The sequence below is a fragment of the Streptomyces sp. S.PB5 genome (assembly GCF_030403745.1).
GTDB lineage: Bacteria > Actinomycetota > Actinomycetes > Streptomycetales > Streptomycetaceae > Streptomyces.
This window is the reverse complement of the sequence record NZ_JAQMWP010000007.1, coordinates 465,728-485,025: the sequence shown is the minus strand read 5'-3', so window position 1 is coordinate 485,025 and position 19,298 is coordinate 465,728. Positions and strand designations below refer to the sequence as shown.

The window sequence follows — 19,298 nt, the reverse complement described above, 5'->3', positions numbered from 1 at the left end:
TCGAATAAGGAGTACGCTGGAACCATGACCCCGCACCTCCAGGCCTCCCTCTTCGACCAGACGGACGAGCTGCGCCTCGGCCCCCTCGACGGGATCCGCCGGACCGCCCTCGGCCACGGCGCCTGGATCGACGTGCTGCCCGGCTGGCTCGGCGGCTCGGACGCGCTGTTCGAACGGCTCGCCGACGAGGTCCCGTGGCGGGCGGAGCGCCGGCAGATGTACGACCACGTCGTCGACGTACCGCGGCTGCTCGCGTACTACGGTGCGGACGACCCGCTGCCGCACCCGGTGCTGACGGCAGCGCGCCAGGCGCTCAGCGCGCACTACGCCGACGAGCTCGGCGAGCCGTTCGCCACGGCCGGGCTCTGCTACTACCGCGACGGCCGGGACAGCGTCGCCTGGCACGGTGACCGGATCGGCCGGGGCGCCCGTGAGGACACGATGGTCGCCATCCTGTCCGTCGGCTCGCCGCGCGATCTGCTGCTGCGTCCGATGCGCGGCGGCGACACCGTACGGCGGCCGCTGGGGCACGGGGATCTGATCGTGATGGGCGGCTCCTGTCAGCGGACCTGGGAGCACTCCGTACCGAAGACGTCACGCGCCGCGGGACCGCGCATCAGCGTCCAGTTCCGCCCGCACGGCGTGCACTGAGGCAGAGAGGCGGCTGCTTCGGTCGCACGCAGGGGGCTGCCTCCGGCGGACGGTGCCGGAGGCAGCCCTTCCGCTGTGCGCCGTCCCCTCGCCGACCCGTCCACCCGCCGAGTCCGCCGTCCCGCCGGTCTGCTTTGCTGTGCCTGTCGAGCAGGCACCTCATCACTCGGGACCGATCATGCGGACGGACGTGCAGCAAGTCGCCGACGGCATCTATCTGGTGCACGGCAGCAACACCAACTGGGTGATCCTCACGGAGGGGGACGCCGTCACCCTGGTCGACACCGGCTACCCCGGCGACCGCGAGCAGCTGCTCGCCTCCCTCGCCCAGGTGGGGAGTTCACCCGAAGCGGTCGCGGCGGTGCTCATCACGCACGCCCACAACGACCACCTGGGTTCCGCCGAGCATCTGCGCAGCACCTACGGCACCCCCGTCTACCTCCATGCCGCCGAAGTCCCGCACGCCCGCCGGGAGTTCCTGCACCAGGTGACCGTCGGGGACGTCATGAGGAACGCCTGGCGGCCCGGCGTCGTGCCGTGGGCCCTGCACGCCCTCCGCTCCGGCGGCAAGGCGCACGTCCCGGTCACCGCTCCCGAGGCGTTCTGCGGGCCGGGCGCCCTCGACCTGCCCGGCCGCCCCGTCCCGGTGCACACTCCCGGCCACACCGACGGACATGTCGCCTTCCATCTCCCGGAGTCCGGCGTGCTGATCTCCGGAGACGCCCTGGTCAGCGCTCACCCGACCTCCCGGCTCAAGGGGCCGCAGCTGCTGCCGGACATGTTCCACCACGAGCGCGCCCGCGCCGTGGCCTCGCTGGACGTGCTCGCGGATCTGGAGGGCGACCTCATGCTCCCGGGCCACGGTCCGGCGCACCGCGGTCCGGTCCGTGAAGCGGCACTTCAGGCCAAGGAGCGGGCCCTCTAAGGTGAGGTGACGATCACCCGCGAGACGAGGACGAACGGCCCATGGCACTGCAGATCAGCGCGACGAACCCGGAGCACCCCGCGCTCCTGCTCGAACTGCCGTGGGACATGCCGCTGGAGGAGTGGCCGGAGGAGGTCCTGGTCCCGCTGCCGCGCGGCATATCCCGGCACGTCGTGCGGTACGCCCGCGCCGGCGACGAGGTGATCGCCGTCAAGGAGCTGGCCGAGCGGCCGGCTCTGCGCGAGTACGACATGCTGCGCGACCTGGACCGGCTCGGCATCCCCTCCGTGGACCCCCTCGCCGTGGTCACGGGGCGCACCGACGCCGACGGCGGCCCGCTGGAGCCGGTCCTGGTCACCCGGCACCTCGGCGGCTCGATGCCGTACCGGTCGATGTTCGAGACGACCATGAGACCCGCCACCATGCACCGTCTGATGGACGCGCTGGCCGTCCTGCTGGTGCGCCTGCACCTCGCCGGGTTCGCGTGGGGCGACTGCTCGCTCTCCAACACCCTCTTCCGCCGCGACGCGGGCGCCTACGCCGCCTACCTCGTCGACGCCGAGACCGGCGACCTGCACCCCCAGCTCAGCAACGGACAGCGCGAGTACGACCTCGACCTGGCCCGCGTGAACATCAGCGGCGAACTCCTCGATCTGGAGGCCTCGGGGGCGCTGCACCCCTCCGTCGACCCGATCGAGTTCGGCATGGAGATCTGCGCCCGCTACCGCGGCCTGTGGGAGGAGCTGACCCGCACCTCGGTGTACCCGGCGGGCAAGTACCACTACATCGAGCGCCGGATCCGGCGCCTCAACGAGCTCGGCTTCGACGTGGCCGAGATGCAGATCGAGCACGCGGCCAACGGCGACACGGTCACCTTCGTGCCCAAGGTCGTGGACGCCGGCCACCACCAGCGCCAGCTGCTGCGTCTGACGGGCCTGGACACCGAGGAGAACCAGGCCCGGCGGCTGCTGAACGACCTGGAGAGCTGGATGGCCACCCAGGACGACTACGCCCCGGGCGACCCCCTCGGTGCCCGCCCCGAGGTGCTCGCCCACCGCTGGGTGCGCGATGTCTTCCGCCCGACCGTGCGGGCGGTACCACTGGACCTGCGGGGGTCGATGGACCCGGCGGAGATCTACCACGAGCTGCTCGAACACCGCTGGTACCTGTCCGAGCGGGCGCAGCACGACATCGGTCTGGACGCGGTGGTCGCGGACTACATCGAGAACGTCCTGCCCAAGACGCGCGAGACGCTGCAGCCCACGACCACCGAGGAGTGACTCAGGCGGGCGGGACCACCGCCACCGGGCACCCCGCGTGATGCAGCACGCCATGGGCGACGGAGCCGATCCGGGCGCCCACGGCGGTGCGGTGGGCACGCCGGCCGACGACCATCAGCTGGGCCCGTGCCGCCACCGACAGCAGCACCTGTCCCGCGCTGCCCATCTCCACGTGCTCGACCACGGGGACGTCGGGGAAGCTCGCCCGCAACGGCTCCAGAGCCGCGCCCAGCGCCTGCTTCTCGCGCGGCTCCAGGCCGCCCGCCTCGTCGAGCAGCTTGAGCGAGCCGGGGCTGTAGGCGAACACCGGCGGCAGCGTCCAGGCCCGTACGGCACGGACCGTCGCCCCGCGGACGGCGGCGGTCTCGAACGCGAACCGCAGGGCGGCCTCGCTGTCCTCGGGGTCGCCCTGCTGACCCACCACGATCTCGCGCCCGGCGGCCTCGGCGGTGGGCTGGTCCCCGGCGCGCACGAGCACCACGGGCCGGGTCGTCTCGGCGATCACCTGTTGTCCGACGGAACCGAGCAGGAACCCGATGACCGGCCCGTGGCCGCGCGATCCCAGCACCAGCATCTCGGCGTCCGCCGCGGCCGCGACCAGCGTGTCGGCGCTGCCGCCCTCGATGACGTCGGTGGTCACGGTGAGTTCCGGGTGCCGCCCGGTGACGGCCCTGGTCGCCTCGGTCACCGTCTCGCGCACCCACCCGGCCTGGGTGTCAGGGGTCGCCACCTCGACGGCGTCGTACGCCTGGAACCGCCAGGCCTGTACCACCCGCAGCGCGAGACCGCGGCGCACCGCCTCCCGGGCCGCCCAGTCCAGCGCGGCGAGACTCTCCTCTGATCCGTCGACTCCTGCGGTGATCGGGCGCGTCATCCTGCTGTCTCCCTGTGTCCCTGTGTCACGGTCACGTCCGTCGGACGGGCTTCCTCTTGCCATGTCGTCGCCCCCAGTCTTCATTACGCTGCCGGTATGAGCTTGGAATGGGAGCAACTGAACGTGGACGCGGCCGATCCGGTGGCCCTCGGCCGCTGGTGGGCCGAGGCCCTCGGCTGGGTGGTGGTCAACGACGACCCCGACGAGTACGAGATCCGCCCGGACAAGGACCGCCTGCCCGGCCTGCTCTTCGCCCCGGTCCCGGAGGCCAAGACCATCAAGAACCGTCTCCACCTCGACCTCCGCCCCGAGGACCAGGCCGCGGAGGTCGCCCGGCTCCTCGCGCTCGGCGCCCGGCACACGGACGTCGGACAGGGCGAGCAGTCCTGGGTGGTGCTCCAGGACCCCGAGGGCAACGAGTTCTGCGTGCTCAGTGACCGCCGACCGCGAACCTGAGCGAAGCGGTACGTTCGAACATACGATGGCCGAAGTCGCAGCCGAACTCTCGGGGTGGGAGACGCATGGCACAGGCCGCCGAATCAGCGCGGACCGTCATCCTGACCGTGGACGACGACCCGGGGGTCTCCCGTGCCGTCGCCCGTGACCTGCGGCGCCGCTACGGCGAGTCGTACCGGATCGTGCGCGCGGAGTCCGGTGAGTCCGCGCTGGAGGCGCTGCGCGAACTCAAGCTCCGCGGTGACCTGGTGGCCGTGATCCTGGCCGACTACCGGATGCCGCAGATGAACGGCATCGAGTTCCTGGAGCAGGCCCTGGACGTGTATCCGGGGGCGCGCCGGGTGCTGCTGACGGCGTACGCGGACACCAACGCGGCGATCGACGCGATCAACGTCGTCGATCTGGATCACTACCTCCTCAAGCCGTGGGACCCGCCGGAGGAGAAGCTCTATCCGGTCCTCGACGACCTGCTGGAGGCCTGGCGTTGCAGCGACTACCGGCCGGTGCCCAGCACCAAGGTCGTCGGGCACCGCTGGTCGGCGCGCTCCTCCGACGTGCGGGAGTTCCTGGCCCGCAACCAGGTGCCCTACCGCTGGTACTCCGCCGACGAGCCCGAGGGCCGGCGACTGCTCGCGGCGGCCGGGCAGGACGGGCACCGGCTGCCGCTCGTGATCACACCGGACGGGACGCCGCTGGTTGCGCCCGAGGCGCCGGAGCTGGCCGCCCATGTGGGGCTGGCGACGACCCCGACGGCCGACTTCTACGACCTCGTCGTCATCGGCGGCGGCCCGGCCGGGCTGGGTTCGGCCGTGTACGGGGCCTCGGAGGGGCTGCGGACCGTGCTAGTGGAGCGGTCGGCGACCGGTGGCCAGGCGGGACAGAGCTCGCGGATCGAGAACTACCTGGGCTTCCCCGACGGTGTCTCCGGCGGCCAGCTCACCGACCGGGCCCGGCGGCAGGCCGCGAAGTTCGGCGCCGAGATCCTCACCGCGCGTGAGGTGACGGGCCTTGAGGTCAACGGGGCCGCCCGGGTCGTACGGTTCTCGGACGGGTCCTCCGTCGCCGCGCACAGCGTGATCCTGGCGACCGGTGTGTCGTACCGGCAGCTGGACGCGCCGGGCTGCACCGATCTGACGGGGTGCGGGGTGTACTACGGCTCGGCGCTGACCGAGGCGGCCTCCTGCCAGGGGCAGGACATCTTCATCGTCGGCGGCGCCAACTCGGCCGGTCAGGCGGCGATGTATCTGTCCCGGGGCGCCAAGTCGGTGACGCTGCTGGTGCGCGGCCCCGACCTGGCGGCGTCGATGTCGCACTATCTGATCCAGCAGATCAACGAGGCGCCCAACATCTCGGTCCGCGCGCGTACCGTCGTCGAGGCCGCCCACGGTTCGGACCATCTGGAACAGCTCACGCTGCGCGACGTGGACACCGGGGAGACCGAACTGGTCGATGCGCAGTGGATGTTCGTGTTCATCGGCGCGGCCCCGCTGACCGACTGGCTGGACGAGATCGTGCTGCGCGACGACCACGGGTTCATCCTGGCCGGGCCCGACCTGACCGCCGACGGGCGGCCGCCGGCGGGCTGGGAGCTGGACCGGCCGCCCTACCACCTGGAGACCAATGTCCCCGGCGTGTTCGTGGCGGGTGACGCCCGTGCGGAGTCGGCCAAGCGGGTCGCGTCCGCCGTAGGAGAGGGAGCCATGGCCGTGATGCTCGTCCACCGTTATCTGGAGCAGTCATGAGCGGCCGGCTCATGCCGTGCAGCCCCGAGGAGATCGGGTCGCTGTTCCTGTTCGAGAAGCTGTCCCCCGAGCAGCTGGGGCAGTTGTGCGCCGCGGGGCGCGTGGAGCTGTTCGAGCCCGGTCCCGTCTACACCGAGGGCGAGCCCGCCACCTGCTTCTACGTGATGATCGAGGGCACGGTGGTGCTCTCGCGCCGGGTCGGCGGCGACGACGTGGAGGTCTCCCGGACCTCCCAGCGCGGGGTGTACGCCGGCTCGATGCAGGCCTATCTCGGCGACCGGGTGCCGCAGGTCTACAACAACTCCATGCGGGTCACCGAGCCGACCCGGTTCTTCGTGCTGCCGGGCGAGAAGTTCTCGGACTTCATGCAGGAGTGGTTCCCGATGGCGGTCCACCTCCTGGAGGGGCTCTTCTTCGGCTCCAAGAGCACCCAGCGGGCCGTCGGACAACGCGAACGGCTGCTGGCGCTCGGCTCCTTGTCTGCCGGCCTCACGCACGAGCTCAACAACCCGGCCGCGGCGGCGGTGCGCGCGACGGCGACCTTGCGGGAACGCGTCGGCAAGATGCGCCACAAGCTCGCCATCATCGCGCAGGGCAACTACGCCCCCGAGGTGATGGCGAACCTCATCGACATCCAGGACCGCACCGCCGAACGCGTCGCCAAGGCACCGACGTTGAGCCCGCTGGAGGCCTCGGACCGGGAGGACGCGGTCACCGACTGGCTGGACGACCACGACATCCAGAACGGCTGGCGGCTCGCGCCCACCTTCGTACAGGCCGGGCTCGACGTGGACTGGCTCGACCAGGTCGCGGCGGCCGTGGACGAGGAGCTCCTGCCGAACGCCATCGGCTGGCTCAACTACACCGTCGAGACCGAGCTGTTGATGGACGAGATCAACGACTCCACCAACCGCATCTCGCACCTCGTCGACGCCGCCAAGCAGTACTCGCAGCTCGACCGGGCCCCTTTCCAGAACGCCGATGTGCACGAACTCCTCGACAGCACCCTGCTGATGCTGTCCGGGAAGATCGGACAGCAGATCAAGGTCGTCAAGGAGTACGACCGGACGCTGCCGAAGATCCCGGCGTACCCGGCGGAGCTCAACCAGGTGTGGACCAACCTGATCGACAACGCGGTCGCCGCGATCAACGGCGCGGGCGGGGAAGGGACGCTGACCGTGCGGACGGCGCTCGACCGCGAGCGGCTGCTGGTCGAGTTCCGGGACACCGGGCCCGGGGTGCCGAAGGAGATCCGCAGCCGGATCTTCGATCCGTTCTTCACCACGAAACCGGTGGGCGAGGGCACGGGGCTCGGGCTCGACATCTCCTGGCGGATCGTCGTGAACAAGCATCACGGGACGCTTCAGGTCGAGTCGGAGCCCGGGGACACGCGGTTCCAGGTGCTGCTTCCGCTCACCGCCGCGGAGAGTGACACGACCGAGGAGTTGGAATGACCGAGATCCAGGGACTCGACGCGAGCGTGCCGCCCAGCGGGACCGGATGTGTCGAGTGCGACGCCGACGGCGGGTGGTGGTTCCATCTGCGGCGCTGTGCGCAGTGCGGGCACGTGGGGTGCTGCGACTCCTCCCCCGCGCAGCACGCCACCGGGCACTTCCAGGAGACCGGGCATCCGCTGGTGCAGAGCTTCGAGCCGGGTGAGGACTGGTACTGGAACTTCTCGACCAAGGAGATGTTCGAGTCCGGGCCCGAGCTCGCGGCGCCGGACAGCCATCCGGTGGACCAGCCCGCTCCGGGACCGCAGGGGCGGGTTCCGGCGGACTGGGCCAGGGCGCTGCACCGATAACAGGACGCTGCACCGATAAAGGGCTCGGGGGCTTCTGTGCTCAGGTGACAGGATGTGTTCGTGCCTCCGACCTCCTTTGTCTCTCCGCTCATCGGCCGCGACGACGAACTCGCCCGGCTCGACGGCGTACTGTCACGTGCCCGCAGCGGTGAGGCCCGTGCCGTTCTGATCGCCGGGGACGCCGGGGTCGGCAAGACCCGGCTCCTGGGCGAAGCCGCCGGGCGGGCCGCCGAGGCGGGGATGACCGTGCTCACCGGGCACTGTGTCGATCTCGGTGACGTGGGTCTGCCGTATCTGCCGTTCACCGAGATCCTGGGGCTGCTCGCCTCCGACGAGCGGTTCGCTCCCGTGCTGTCGGGGCATCCGGTGGCCGGGCGGCTGCTGGGCGGCGAGGGTGACGGCGGGCGGTTGCAGCTGTTCGAGGGGATGGCCGGGCTGCTGGCCGATCTGGCCGGGGTCGCACCGCTGTTGCTGGTGCTCGAGGATCTGCACTGGGCCGACCAGTCGTCGCGGGATCTGCTGCGGTTCCTGCTCAGCCGGGGCATCCTCCAGCGGTCCGCGGGCGGGGCGCCCACCCACCGGCTGGCGGTGCTCGCCTCGTACCGGGCCGACGACCTGCACCGGCGGCACCCGCTGCGGCCGTTGCTGGCCGAGCTCGTGCGGCTGCCCGGCGTGGAGCGACTGGAGGTGCGGCCGCTGGCCGACGCCGAGGTGACACGGCTGGTGCAGGCGCTGCAGGAGCGGCCGCTGCCGGACGCCACGGTCCGACGGATCGTGGAGCGCGCCGAGGGCAATGCCTTCTACGCCGAGGAACTGGTCGCGACCGCGGACACCGGGGTCAGTGGCATGCCCAGCGCGCTGGCGGACGTCCTGCTGATCCGGATCGAGCAGCTGTCGGAGACCGCGCAGCAGGTGCTGCGCACCGCGGCCGTCGCCGGACGGCGGGTCGAGCACGAGCTGCTGCGGGACGCCGTCGGGCTCCCGGAGGACGAGCTGGAGTCGGCGCTGCGGGAGGCCGTCGGACGGCAGCTTCTCGTACCGGGCGACGGGAACACGTACTCCTTCCGGCACGCCCTCGCCCGCGAGGCGGTCTACGTCGATCTGCTGCCCGGTGAACGGGCACGGCTGCACGGCGCGTTCGCCCGGCTGCTGTCCGGGCGGGGCCGGCGGGCGGAGTCGGCGGCGGAGCGCGCCCACCACTTCCGCGAGAGCCACGATCTCGCCGAAGCACTGACCGCCTCGCTGGAAGCGGCCGATCACGCCCAGCGGGTCGGGGCACCGGCCGAGGAGCTGCGCCATCTCGAGACGGCCCTCGATCTGTGGTCGGCGGTCGAACCCTCCGCGCGTCCCTCGGAGGACCGGGTCACGCTCACCCTGCGGGCCTCCGCCGCCGCGGCGCACGCCGGGGAGCCGCACCGTGCGGTGTCCCTCACCCGTTCCGCGCTGGCGGGCATCGACCAGGACGCCGACTCCGAACTCGCCGCACGGGTCCGCTACACCCTCGCCGGAAACCTGCTCGACGTCGACAACCTGACCGCGGCGTTCCAGTACAGCAGCGAGGCGCTCGCCCTCATCCCGGCCGATCCGCCGTCGCGGACCTGGGTGTGGGCAGCCGCCACCCATGTCATGGCGGCCCGCCAGATCGGTGAGACGGAGACCGCGCTCCGGGTCGCCCGTGAAGCCCTGCGCGTCGCCGAGCAACTGGACGCGTCGGACGCCCGGGCGGACCTGATCATCTCCCTGGCCGCCCTGGAGAGCGGCGGCCGCGGCACCCCCGAGGGGCGCGGACGGATCACCGAGGCCAGGGAGTTGGCCCACGCCGCGGGCAACGGGCCGGTGGAGATGCGCGCGCTGTTCAACCTCGCCATCGGCTCCTACGAGTCCGGCGACCTCGAGGAGGCGCTTCCCCTGCTGGCCGAGGGCATCGACCGGGCCCGCCGGGCCGGGCTGCTGTCCTCCGCCTACCCCCGGGCGATGCGCCATCTCCAGCTGGTGGTGCTCTACACCCTGGGCCGCTGGGACGAGTGCCTGCGCGCGGCGTCCGGCAGCGCCGGACTGCCCGCGCTCGGCGGGTACGCGGCCGGTCCCGCGCTCTATGTCGCCCTCGCGCGCGGAGACTTCACGGTCGTCGACCGGGCCCGCGCCCTGCTCCAGGGGCCCTTCGACTGGATGGCCTCGCTCGTCGCGGGCATCGCGCTGACCGAGGCGGCGGCGCTGCGCGGTGACGCCGAGGCCGCGGTGGAACAGCTGCGGTCGACCGTCGAGGCCCTCACCGACGACGCGGGCCGGCGTCCCGACGTCACGGTGCGACTCTCCGCCCGCGCCCTGTCCGCGGTCGCGGACACGGTCGCCGCGCTGCGCGCCACCGGCGACGAGACGGGCGCGGGACGGTGGAAGGCCACGGCCGACGAGCTGGTGGAGATGGCCCGGCGCGCGAGCGCGCGCGGGGAGGACGGCACTCCGCAGGGGCCGGAGGGGCAGGCGTGGCTGGCGCGTGCCGAGGCGGAGTGGACCCGGGCCGTGACCGGGCCGGATGCGGCGGCCTGGGAGAAGGCGGTCACCGCGTTCGACTTCGGCGACACTTACGAGCGTGCGCGCTGTCAGCTCCGGTACGCGGAGGCCCTGTTGGCGGCCGAGCGCCGCGAGGAGGCGGCCGCCGAGGCCGGTGCCGCGCGGGAGACGGCCGTACGGCTCGGAGCCACCCTCCTGCTGGAGGAGACGGACACGTTGATACGCCGGGGCCGGCTGTCCGCCGCGCCCAGGAGCGCGGACGGCCCCTCGCCCCTGACCGCCCGCGAGCAGGACGTGCTGCGGCTCCTCGCCCGCGGGCGCAGCAACCGGCAGATCGGCGAGGAGCTGTTCATCAGCGGCAAGACGGCCAGCGTCCATGTCTCCAACATCCTGGCCAAGCTGGGCGCTTCGAGCCGTACCGAGGCGGTGGCCGTCGCCTATCGCGAGGGCCTCGTCACCCCGGAGTGATCAGCGGTCCGGGCAGTCCAGGGTCCGCAGGTCGACGGCGTCCGCCATGGCCTGCATCCCCTTGTCGTTGGGGTGGATGTGGTCCCCGCCGTCGAGGGCGGGCAGCATCCGCTCCTGGTCGTAGGGGCTGCGCAGGATCCGGTCGAAGTCGGTGACCGCGTCGAACTCCCCGCTGCCGCGGATGAAGGCGTTGACCTCCTGACGTACGGCCTCGGCGGCGGGGTCCCATTCCGGCCAGCCCTTGAAGGGCGCGATGGTCGCGCCGACCACGCATTTGCCGGACGCGTGCACCCGGTCGGCGATCTCCCGGTAGCCGTCGATCAGATCCTGGGCGGTGACCCCGGTGTGGGCCTTGATGTCGTTGACGCCCTGGAAGAGGAAGACGGTGCGTACGCCGGGCTGGGAGAGCACGTCCCGGTCCAGCCGGTGCAGGGCGCTCTGCCCGGGGCCGTCCGCCAGCACCTTGTTGCCGGCGATCCCTTCGTTGGCCACGCCCTTGACGGCGTTGTCCGACTTCTGGAGCCTGCGGGCGAGATAGTCCGGCCAGCGGCGGTTGAGGTCGGTCGTGGACTGCCAGCCGTCGGTGATGGAGTCGCCGAGGGCGACCACGGCCCCGGCGTCTGCGCGCACCGACACCGCGTCCAGGTAGAACCACGACCCGATGGTCTCGGTCCAGTGCGCCCCGCTCTCCTCGGCCGTGTGGTCGCCCCGGGTGGCGTAGGAGGTCTGCATCGCCATCCAGTGCCCGGTGACGGGACCCGCCGCGTCCGGGCTGTGGAGGCTGACGACGAGGTCGGACCCGGCGGGCAGCTTCCCGGGCAGCGGATCGCTGTACACGAGGGCGCCGGACGGGACGGTGACGGACGCCGAGCCGTCGAAGGTGAGCCGTCGGTTGCTGCCGCGGACCAGTTCGGCGCCCTCCCGCCGGATCCCGGCGTAGACGCTGCCGAAGGTCACCGGGCGGTCCCCGAAGGCGTTGGAGAGGCGGATCCGCGCGTCCCGGCCGCCGACGCTGGTGTGCACGACCATGCGGTAACCGCGGTCGGCCACCGCGTCGCCGATGCGGTCGGCGCTGGTGCCCCAGGTGACGACCCCGTCGGGCGGGCTCACGGCGGCCCGCACCGGGGTGGCCTGGAGGACCGCGGCCATGAGCGTGACGACGAGCAGGCGGCAGGTGCGGGCGAGGCGGGCGGTCACCGGTCGAAGTCCTTCAGGGTGACCGAGGCCCCGGGCTTCAGCGTCACGGTGCGGGAGGTCCCGGCGTACTCGACCGTCGTGGTGCGGCCGCCGATGCTGCGGATACGTGCCTCGGTCGGTGTCCCATCCCTCCACCGTAGATCGACGACGAAGCCGCCGCGCGCCCCGGCCCCGGTGAGGGAGCCGGAGGCGGCCCACGCGTCGGGGAGCGCCGGGAGGAGTTCGAGGTGCCCCGGGCGCGAGTACAGGAGCATCTCGATCATCGCGGCCGGGGTGCCGAAGTTGGCGTCGATCTGGAAGATGCCCCGGCCGCGCTCCACCTCGTAGATGTCGAAGAGGTTGAACGCGGTGCCGTTGCCGCCGTCGGTCGACGGGTGGAGGTTGTTGACGACCAGCTGGTACGCCTTGTCGGCGTTCTTCAGCCGTGCCCAGCACAGCGCGCGCCAGGCGTTCGCCCAGCCGAAGCTCTCCGTGCCGCGTGCGGTGAGCAGGGCGGTGGCTCCCCCGACCACGTCGGCCGGGGTGGAGCCGTCCGGGCGGATGCGGTCGCCGGGGAAGAGGCCGACCAGCGGGGAGAGATGGCGGTGGGTGGTCTCGCCGAGGTTCTCCGGGGACATCCACTCCTCCAGCCAGCCGGTCGTGGGACTGACCCGCGGCAGATACAGCCGCTTGCGGAGTCCGGCGACAGTGTCGGCGAAGCCGGAGTCCTTCTTCAACTCCGCCGCGGCGGCGCAGTAGTTGCCGAACAGCGTCCACACGAGCTCCTGGGCGTAGGTGATGCCCTTGGCGTCGAGCGGGCCGTGCTCGGGCGACCAGTCGCTGTCGGCGATGAGGACCTCCTCGGCGGTGCCCGGAAGGGTGGTGGTGAGCAGCCGGGCCTCCCAGAACTCGCAGGCGCCCTTCAACAGCGGGTAGATCTTCTCCAGATGGGAGCGCCGGCCGGTGAACTCATAGTGTTCCCAGAGGGAGTTGCACAGCCACGCGTTGCCCGCAGGGTGCCACCACCAGCCCATGCCGCCATGGATGTTGGTGGAGATGGCGACGGTCCAGCCGGCGGTCCGCCCGGTCGAGTTGCGGTAGCGGTTGCGCGGGTCGTCGAAGAGCGCGCGGGTCAGTTCGGTCCATGACGGGAGCTGCGCCGTGCAGTAGTCGGTGAACGCGTCGAAGCACTCGGACAGCCCGGCCCGGTCGGCCATCCAGTAGTTCATCTGGACGTTGATGTCGGTGTGGTAGTCGCCCATCCAGTCCGGGTCGTTGCCGTCGAGCCAGAGCCCCTGGAGGTTGAGGGGCAGGCTGCCGCGTGACCCGGCGATCATCAGGTATCTGCCGAACTGGAGGTACTGCGCCTCCAGTTCGGGGTCGGGCACCCCGTCCCGGGCGCGGGCCCGCACCCGTTCCCAGGTGTCGAGGGCGCGCTGCCCGTCGGTGGAGGTGCCGAGCGAGACGTCCAGCTGCCCGAACAGGGCGCGGTGGTCTGCGGCATGGGTCCGCAGCAGGGTGTCCGCCGAGTGGCGTGCGGCGGCCCGGATCTTGGTGCGGGCCAGCTTCTCGGGGTCCAGGGACGGGTCCCGGTAGTGGTGGGCGGCGTCCGGTGCGTAGTTGGTGCCGCCGCTCAGGACCACGGTGAGGTCCTTGCAGCGGGCGAACGAGATCCGCGAGCCGCCGGCCGTGACGGTGCCGCCGCTGCCGTACGCCGTGACGGCCGCCCCGTACCGCAGCCCGTTCGGGAAGGCCGCCCCGAACGACACCGCGCTGCCCTCGCCGTGCGTTCCCTCCAGTGTCACCGTGCCGGTGTACCGTCCGCCGCCGCTCTGCGTGAAGTGCAGGACGATCACGTCGTCGGGGCGGCTGGCGAAGATCTGCCGCCGGTAGGTCACTCCGGCGCGGACGTACGACGTGGTGAGCACGCCCCGGGCGAGGTCGAGGGTGCGGCGGTAGCCGGAGACGGCGGACAGGTCGTGGTCGGGGATGTCGACGAGGAGTCGGGCCAGGAGGGTGAAGGAGCCGAAGTCGTCACGGCCGTAGGGGAATTGACCGTCGCCGTCGAGCGTGTCGTTGAGCGTGCCGGTCCACATGGTGGCGTCGGTGACGAGCAGGAGTTCACGGCCGGGGTCGTTGCTCGCGAGGGCGCCGAGGCGGCCGTTGCCGACGGGCAGGCCCTGTTCGATCATCGAGTGCTCGTCGGCGGGGGCCTGCCACCAGAGCTCGTCCGGTGAACTGGTGTCGTACGGCGTGGAGTTGTCGGGGCGTGGCGGTGCGGCCGAGGCGGTGAACGCGGGCAGGGCTGCCAGCGCGCCGGTGGCCGTGGCGAGGGCGATCAGGTTGCGTCTGGACGGTTCGGGGGTCATGGCGGCTCCTGGAGGGGTGTCAGGACTGCTTCGGTACGTCGATCCGGTCGATGTCCGGTGCGTAGCCGGTGCCGCTGTCGAAGGTGATCGTGTTGGAGCCGGCCTTGAGGCTCACGGGCACGCTGACCGTCGCGACGGTCCCCCAGTCGCCCGTCGACGGGAACTTGTGGCGCGTGCCGCTGGCGCCGCCCGCGGAGATGCCGACCGAGCGGGAGTCGCCGCTGATGTACGCGATCCTGACCTGGTAGGTGCCGGCCTTGTCGACGACGACGTCGTTGAAGGTGAGCTTGCCGCCGAGGTAGAGGTTGCCGACCTTGCGCTCGCCGGAGCAGGGGGCGCAGTCGGCGACGGAGGCGTTGCCCGCGAGGGTGTTGGCGCCGGCCTCGGCCTCGTAGGGGGTCGAGGTCACCGGTGAGGTGCCGCGCGGGGTCACCTTGAAGAGGCGGGAGCCGTGGGCGGGCAGGGCCTGGGTGATCCGGTTCCGGTACGTGCCGAGCTCCTCGTGGTTCCAGAGGTCGCGGACGGTGGCCTTTCCGGTGAAGCCGAGGGTGGTCCAGTCGGCGGTGACGGCGGCAGGGGCGTCGGCGAGGTTGAACAGGGCCACGGTGTGGGTGCCGTCGGGGTTCCTCGCGGCCCAGACCTGCTGGGGGTCGGACGGGGTGACCGGGTGCGCGGGCGGGTTGGGGCCCTGGTTCAGGGCGATGACCTCGCGGTTGGTCAGCAGGGACAGGCCGTAGGAGTCGAGGCGGGTGAGGTCGTCGCCGGTGTAGAGCGGGGACTTGGCGATGGCCCACAGGGTGGCGTAGCTCTGCCGCTCGGCCTTGGTCAGGCCGTCCATCTCGCCGTTGCCGACGTCGAGGGAGTCGAGGTCGTTCCAGCCGCCGGGGCCGGCGTGCCGAGTCCAGGCCGGGGTGTCGTCCCAGCGGTCGTCGACGGAGTTCTCCCAGCTGACGAGGGTGTTGCAGTAGCACTCGACGTCGGTGTCGACGCGCCAGCCCTGGGAGTACTTCTTCCAGTCGGCGGCGCGGCCGATGTCCAGCGACCAGGACAGTTCGAGGTGGATCGGGCGGCCGGTGGCGGCGATCGCCTCGTTCCAGGCGGCGACGTCGGCAACGTTGTCGTACTGGTCGCCGCTCTTGCCTGAGCCGGGGCCGACGCCGTCGAGCTTGAGGAAGTCGTAGCCCCAGTCGGCGATCAACTGGGCCTGGGAGTCTATGTACTTGGGAGTGCAGGGCTTGGCGAAGTCGAGCTTGTAGGAGCTGTCCCAGCCGTTGGTGGTGCGCAGGTCGTCATAGACGATGTCGGCGGTGGTGCAGCCGTCCGCGTCCCGGATCGGCGTCTTCCCGTCGCCGTAGGCGCCCTTCTCCAGGCCGGCCGGGAGGTAGATGCCGGCCTTGAGGCCCTTGGCGTGGATGTCGTCGGCGACGGCCTTCATGCCACGCGGGAAGCGGGTGGGATCGGGCTTCTGACGGCCGTACTGGTCGAAGCCGGACTTCCAGTTCTTGTCCATCCACCAGCCGGCGTCGATGTTGACGTACTCGTAGCCGTACTTCTTCAGCTTGGCGGCCAGCGCGCCGGCCTGCTTCAGGACGTTGGCCTCGGTCAGGTAGCTGTAGTCGCCGTCCGGGTTGAGGCCGGGGTACTTGGAGGACTGCATGCTCCAGCTGGACCAGCCCATGTAGGGCTTGGCGGCGAGGGCGGGGGCGGGCGTCTCGGCGCGGGCCGTCGGCGCGGTGACGACGGCACCGGCGGTGAGGGCCAGGACCACCAGGGCTCTGAAGGGGCGTGCGGGCAGGACGGAGTACGAGGATGACCGCATGGGTCGTACCTCCAAGGTGGGTGCGGGTGCTGTGTCGGCTCAGTGGCTATGTGTCGGCTCGGACGAAGGACTGGATCGCGGTGGCCGCGGCCCCGCGGGCCCACTCCTCGAAGGGCAGCGGGCGGGTCAGGACGTCGCACTGGGCGGCGGAGCCGAAGGCGGCCGCGACGAACGTGTCGCGGATCTGTTCGGCGAAGAGGTCGTAGGCGGCGAGGCCCTCGCCGGAGATGACCACGCGCTCGGGGCCGAGCAGGTTGGCGACGGTGGCGATGCCGCGGCCGATCGCCTCGCCGGCCCGTGCGTACACCTCGCGGGCACCGGCGACGCCGCGATGGGCGAGGCTCAACGCCTCGGCGGCGTCGGCGGGTTCGACGCCGGTGGCCTCCTGGATCTGCCGGACGATCGCGGCCTCTCCGGCGATCGCCTCCACGCAGCCACGGTTGCCGCAGTGGCACAGCGGGCCGTTCGGGTCGACGGTGACATGACCGATCTCACCGGCCACGCCGTGCGCCCCGGCGACCACCCTGCCGTGCACCACCAGTCCGCAGCCGATGCCCGCGCCGACGGTCACCACGGCGAAGTCGGTGAGGCCCGCACCGGCCCCGAACCACTGCTCGGCGACGGTGAGGGCACGCACGTCGTTGTCGACGGTGACGGGCAACCCGGTGGTCATGGCGGCGAGTTCGGCGAGAGGTACGTCACGCCACTCCAGGAACGGCGAGTAGCGGACGGTGCCTTCGGTGCGGTCCACGTCACCGGAGACGGCGACGCCGAGGCCGAGAACGGGTACGCCTGAGCCGGTCGCCTCGGCCAGCAGGTCCTGGACCAGATCCGCGATCGACGCCAGTACCGCCTTGGGCGCGCGGTCGCTCAACGGCACGTGCCGGGCGACACGAATCCGGCAGCACAGGTCGGTGAGGACGCCGATGATCTCGTCGCCGGTCACCTTGGCGCCGACGAACATCGCCCGACTGCCGTCCACCCGGACCAGGTTGGCGGGTCGCCCGAGCGCCGGACGGGCCTCCTCGTCCACGTCCTCCACGAGATACCCGGCCTCGATCAGGGGCCGGACCGCCTTGGTGACGGCGGCCGGGGAGAGACCGACGCGGCGGGCCACCTCCAGCCGGGCGAGGGGGCCTTGGGTGAGGACGGTGGTGAACACCTGCGCGGCGGCAGGTGTGTTGACGGGGAACGTCTCGGCTTGAGAGGTCGGGCGGGTCGGGCACATGGCCGGAAACCTATGAGCCTTCTTTTCCGTCGTCAATAAAAGAAACAGGATTGGCTGTGCGGAAGCTCTGAGACGCACGGCGCCCGGTGGGCCGGGTGGGGTCAGTGCCGTGCCGCGGGCGTGTTGGCCGGGGTCACGTTGACGGCGGCCCAGGAGCGGTCCACCGCCTTGTACTCGGTGCTGCCGGCGCCGTAGAGGTCCTTGGCCGCCTTCAGCGTCGCCACGCGGGCGTCGTGGAAGTCGGTGGTGGACACCATGTAACGGGTCAGGGCGCGGTAGTAGATCGCCGTGGCCTTGGCGCGGCCGATGCCCTTGACGGGCAGACCGTCGAAGGTCGGCGAGTCGTAGGTGACGCTGCCGATCTTCTTGCGGCCGCTGCCCTCGGCGAGCAGGTAGTACGCGTGCGAGGAGACGCCGGAGCCGGCGTGCACCTCGGCGTCGTGGGCGGCCGGTGACCAGTAGTCGATGGCGCCTTCGAGCTTGTCGAGGGAGGGCCTGTCGAGGCGGCGCAGGAACTTCTGGTCCAGGCCGAGCTTCTCGCCGAGGAGGTAGTTGGGCGGGTTCTTCGGGTTGTTGGCGCTGAACTCGACGTTGGCGCCGAAGATGTCGGCGAGGGACTCGTTCAGGGAACCGGGCTCGCCGTACTGGTTGCCGTCCGCGTCCACGCGGGTCGGCTCCAGGCGGGCGGTGGCGTCGACGACGCCGTGGGTGAGCTCGTGGCCGGTGACATCGAGGACGACGAGCGGCTTCTTGATGAAGTCGCCGTCACCGTCGCCGTACAGCATGCAGCCGCAGGCCGGGGCCCAGAAGGCGTTGCCGACCTTGTTGCCGAAGTGGACCATGGCGCGGGCGCCCTTGGAGTTGTCGGCGATGCCCTTGCGGCCGAAGGTCTTCTTGTAGAAGTCCAGGGTCTTGGTGATCCCGTACTGGGCGTCGACGGCGGCACTGGCCCGGTTGGAGACGGTGCCGTTGCCCCACTTGTCGGTGGTGGAGGTGAACTTCTTGCCGCGGGCGAAGTTCTCCAGCTCCTGACCCTTGGCGTCGCGGGTCTCGGTGCCCCAGCGGCTGGGGTCCTTCAGGAGGTAGCTGCGGCTGCCCGTCTTGGTGGTGGTGAGCGGGACCTTGCCGGCGAAGAGGGAGTTCCCGGTGCCGGAGGCCGTCGCCGCGAGCGCGGAGGTCTGCGGGGCGGTGCCGGTGGCGGGGTCGAGCGTCTCACCGCGCTCGCGCAGGGTGTCGACGAGCTCGGGCGACAGGAACTCGTCGCTGTCCGGCGTGTTGCTGCGCACCTTGCCGGTGAGGGCGTCGACGACGACCGTCCGGGAGCCGCCCGCCTCGGCGGTGGCGCTGTCGCTCACCCGCACCTGGTAGGCGAGGGCGCAGGCGCCGCGGCGGGCGTCGATGACGAGTTCGGCCGTGCCCGCCTCGCCCTTGGCGACGGCTGCGGCACGTTCCTCGGCCTGCCGGGCGGTCAGCCGGGCGTGCGGCGCCTCGGGGGCGACGGTGTGATCGGCCGCGCGGGTGACTCCCGCGTAGGCCAGCCGCTCGGTGAGGTGGACGACGAGATCGCCGCCGAGGACCGGCATGCCCCGATGGGACCGGACGAACCGGACATGCCGGCCGCCCTCGGGGTCGATCATCACGTCCTGGGCCTGGAGCTCGTCGCCCGGGGCGACGCCCGTCGCCCCGGCATGGGCGAACGCGGCGGTACGGGCCGCGTCGGCCACCGAGGCAGCGGTGGCGGCCCGGGGCTTCGCCGTGGACGTGGACGGGCCGGCGAACGCCGTACCCGCGAGCCCCGTGGCGGCCGTCGCCACCGCGACAGCGACGGCCAGGCCGCGTATGTGGGGTCTGCGCACTGTTGAGGGTTCCTTCGTGCGAAGGCGGCCGGGATCGCCAACCGCCCTGATTCATGGCGCGGTTGAGCGCCATGGGGGCTGGTCGGGCCCCCGGACGGAACCCTTACGGATGAGACATGTCCATGCAAAGCCGGAATAG

General features: G+C 71.7%; 14 protein-coding genes. 8 read left to right on the top strand and 6 right to left on the bottom strand.

Annotated features, from left to right (window positions below; genetic code table 11):
• The first annotated feature begins 24 nt into the window (after positions 1-24).
• From PH203_RS21125 to PH203_RS21115, 3 genes are all read left to right on the top strand, one after another.
• Complete coding sequence (locus tag PH203_RS21125; RefSeq protein WP_289921830.1) at positions 25-651, top strand: alpha-ketoglutarate-dependent dioxygenase AlkB; 627 nt, start codon at positions 25-27, stop codon at positions 649-651.
• A gap of 178 nt (positions 652-829) precedes the next feature.
• The gene (locus tag PH203_RS21120) at positions 830-1,576 is read left to right on the top strand and encodes an MBL fold metallo-hydrolase (RefSeq protein WP_289921829.1); all 747 of its coding nucleotides are present in this window, start codon (positions 830-832) and stop codon (positions 1,574-1,576) included.
• Between the two features lie 41 nt (positions 1,577-1,617).
• On the top strand, positions 1,618-2,856 hold the full coding sequence (locus tag PH203_RS21115; protein WP_289921828.1) for a DUF4032 domain-containing protein: 1,239 nt from the start codon (positions 1,618-1,620) through the stop codon (positions 2,854-2,856).
• Position 2,857: 1 nt separating this feature from the next.
• Here PH203_RS21115 and PH203_RS21110 read toward each other — a convergent pair whose 3' ends face one another.
• A complete protein-coding gene (locus PH203_RS21110) occupies positions 2,858-3,730 on the bottom strand; it encodes a universal stress protein (protein WP_289921827.1) in 873 nt (290 codons plus the stop codon).
• A 96-nt stretch (positions 3,731-3,826) separates the two neighbouring features.
• Between PH203_RS21110 and PH203_RS21105 the strand changes: the two genes are divergently transcribed.
• The 5 genes from PH203_RS21105 to PH203_RS21085 all read left to right on the top strand — a co-directional run bounded on the left by PH203_RS21105 (position 3,827) and on the right by PH203_RS21085 (position 10,711).
• Positions 3,827-4,186: a VOC family protein gene (locus PH203_RS21105; RefSeq protein WP_289921826.1), complete on the top strand. Its 360-nt coding sequence runs from the start codon at positions 3,827-3,829 to the stop codon at positions 4,184-4,186.
• A 65-nt stretch (positions 4,187-4,251) separates the two neighbouring features.
• Complete coding sequence (locus tag PH203_RS21100; RefSeq protein WP_289921825.1) at positions 4,252-5,928, top strand: FAD-dependent oxidoreductase; 1,677 nt, start codon at positions 4,252-4,254, stop codon at positions 5,926-5,928.
• On the top strand, positions 5,925-7,382 hold the full coding sequence (locus PH203_RS21095; RefSeq protein ID WP_289921824.1) for an ATP-binding protein: 1,458 nt from the start codon (positions 5,925-5,927) through the stop codon (positions 7,380-7,382). Before PH203_RS21100 ends, PH203_RS21095 begins: the two co-directional genes overlap by 4 nt.
• Positions 7,379-7,732 (top strand): UBP-type zinc finger domain-containing protein, encoded by a 354-nt coding sequence (locus PH203_RS21090; protein WP_289921823.1) that lies wholly within the window; start codon positions 7,379-7,381, stop codon positions 7,730-7,732. The genes PH203_RS21095 and PH203_RS21090 overlap by 4 nt, the downstream gene beginning before the upstream one ends.
• Positions 7,733-7,792: 60 nt before the next feature.
• On the top strand, positions 7,793-10,711 hold the full coding sequence (locus PH203_RS21085; RefSeq protein WP_289921822.1) for a helix-turn-helix transcriptional regulator: 2,919 nt from the start codon (positions 7,793-7,795) through the stop codon (positions 10,709-10,711).
• On the opposite strand, the gene PH203_RS21080 is transcribed toward PH203_RS21085, so the two are convergent.
• From PH203_RS21080 to PH203_RS21060, 5 genes are all read right to left on the bottom strand, one after another.
• On the bottom strand, positions 10,712-11,860 hold the full coding sequence (locus PH203_RS21080; protein ID WP_289921909.1) for an SGNH/GDSL hydrolase family protein: 1,149 nt from the start codon (positions 11,858-11,860) through the stop codon (positions 10,712-10,714).
• A gap of 44 nt (positions 11,861-11,904) precedes the next feature.
• A complete protein-coding gene (locus tag PH203_RS21075) occupies positions 11,905-14,256 on the bottom strand; it encodes a glycoside hydrolase N-terminal domain-containing protein (RefSeq protein WP_289921820.1) in 2,352 nt (783 codons plus the stop codon).
• 19 nt (positions 14,257-14,275) lie between these two features.
• A complete protein-coding gene (locus PH203_RS21070) occupies positions 14,276-16,075 on the bottom strand; it encodes a carbohydrate-binding protein (protein WP_289921818.1) in 1,800 nt (599 codons plus the stop codon).
• Positions 16,076-16,121: 46 nt separating this feature from the next.
• Complete coding sequence (locus PH203_RS21065; RefSeq protein ID WP_289921816.1) at positions 16,122-17,303, bottom strand: ROK family transcriptional regulator; 1,182 nt, start codon at positions 17,301-17,303, stop codon at positions 16,122-16,124.
• A gap of 101 nt (positions 17,304-17,404) precedes the next feature.
• Positions 17,405-19,159, bottom strand: coding sequence for a M4 family metallopeptidase (locus tag PH203_RS21060; protein WP_289921815.1), 1,755 nt, complete (start codon positions 19,157-19,159; stop codon positions 17,405-17,407).
• Positions 19,160-19,298 lie beyond the last annotated feature (139 nt).

Excerpts from the sequence above, each read along its gene's own strand:
- PH203_RS21080 (WP_289921909.1), bottom strand. The coding sequence starts at position 11,860 with ATGGCCGCGGTCCTCCAGGCCACCCCGGTGCGGGCCGCCGTGAGCCCG.
- PH203_RS21090 (WP_289921823.1), top strand. The coding sequence starts at position 7,379 with ATGACCGAGATCCAGGGACTCGACGCGAGCGTGCCGCCCAGCGGGACC.
- PH203_RS21100 (WP_289921825.1), top strand. The coding sequence starts at position 4,252 with ATGGCACAGGCCGCCGAATCAGCGCGGACCGTCATCCTGACCGTGGAC.
- PH203_RS21075 (WP_289921820.1), bottom strand. The coding sequence starts at position 14,256 with ATGACCCCCGAACCGTCCAGACGCAACCTGATCGCCCTCGCCACGGCC.
- PH203_RS21120 (WP_289921829.1), top strand. The coding sequence starts at position 830 with ATGCGGACGGACGTGCAGCAAGTCGCCGACGGCATCTATCTGGTGCAC.
- PH203_RS21095 (WP_289921824.1), top strand. The coding sequence starts at position 5,925 with ATGAGCGGCCGGCTCATGCCGTGCAGCCCCGAGGAGATCGGGTCGCTG.
- PH203_RS21070 (WP_289921818.1), bottom strand. The coding sequence starts at position 16,075 with ATGCGGTCATCCTCGTACTCCGTCCTGCCCGCACGCCCCTTCAGAGCC.
- PH203_RS21105 (WP_289921826.1), top strand. The coding sequence starts at position 3,827 with ATGAGCTTGGAATGGGAGCAACTGAACGTGGACGCGGCCGATCCGGTG.
- PH203_RS21065 (WP_289921816.1), bottom strand. The coding sequence starts at position 17,303 with ATGTGCCCGACCCGCCCGACCTCTCAAGCCGAGACGTTCCCCGTCAAC.
- PH203_RS21110 (WP_289921827.1), bottom strand. The coding sequence starts at position 3,730 with ATGACGCGCCCGATCACCGCAGGAGTCGACGGATCAGAGGAGAGTCTC.
- PH203_RS21115 (WP_289921828.1), top strand. The coding sequence starts at position 1,618 with ATGGCACTGCAGATCAGCGCGACGAACCCGGAGCACCCCGCGCTCCTG.
- PH203_RS21125 (WP_289921830.1), top strand. The coding sequence starts at position 25 with ATGACCCCGCACCTCCAGGCCTCCCTCTTCGACCAGACGGACGAGCTG.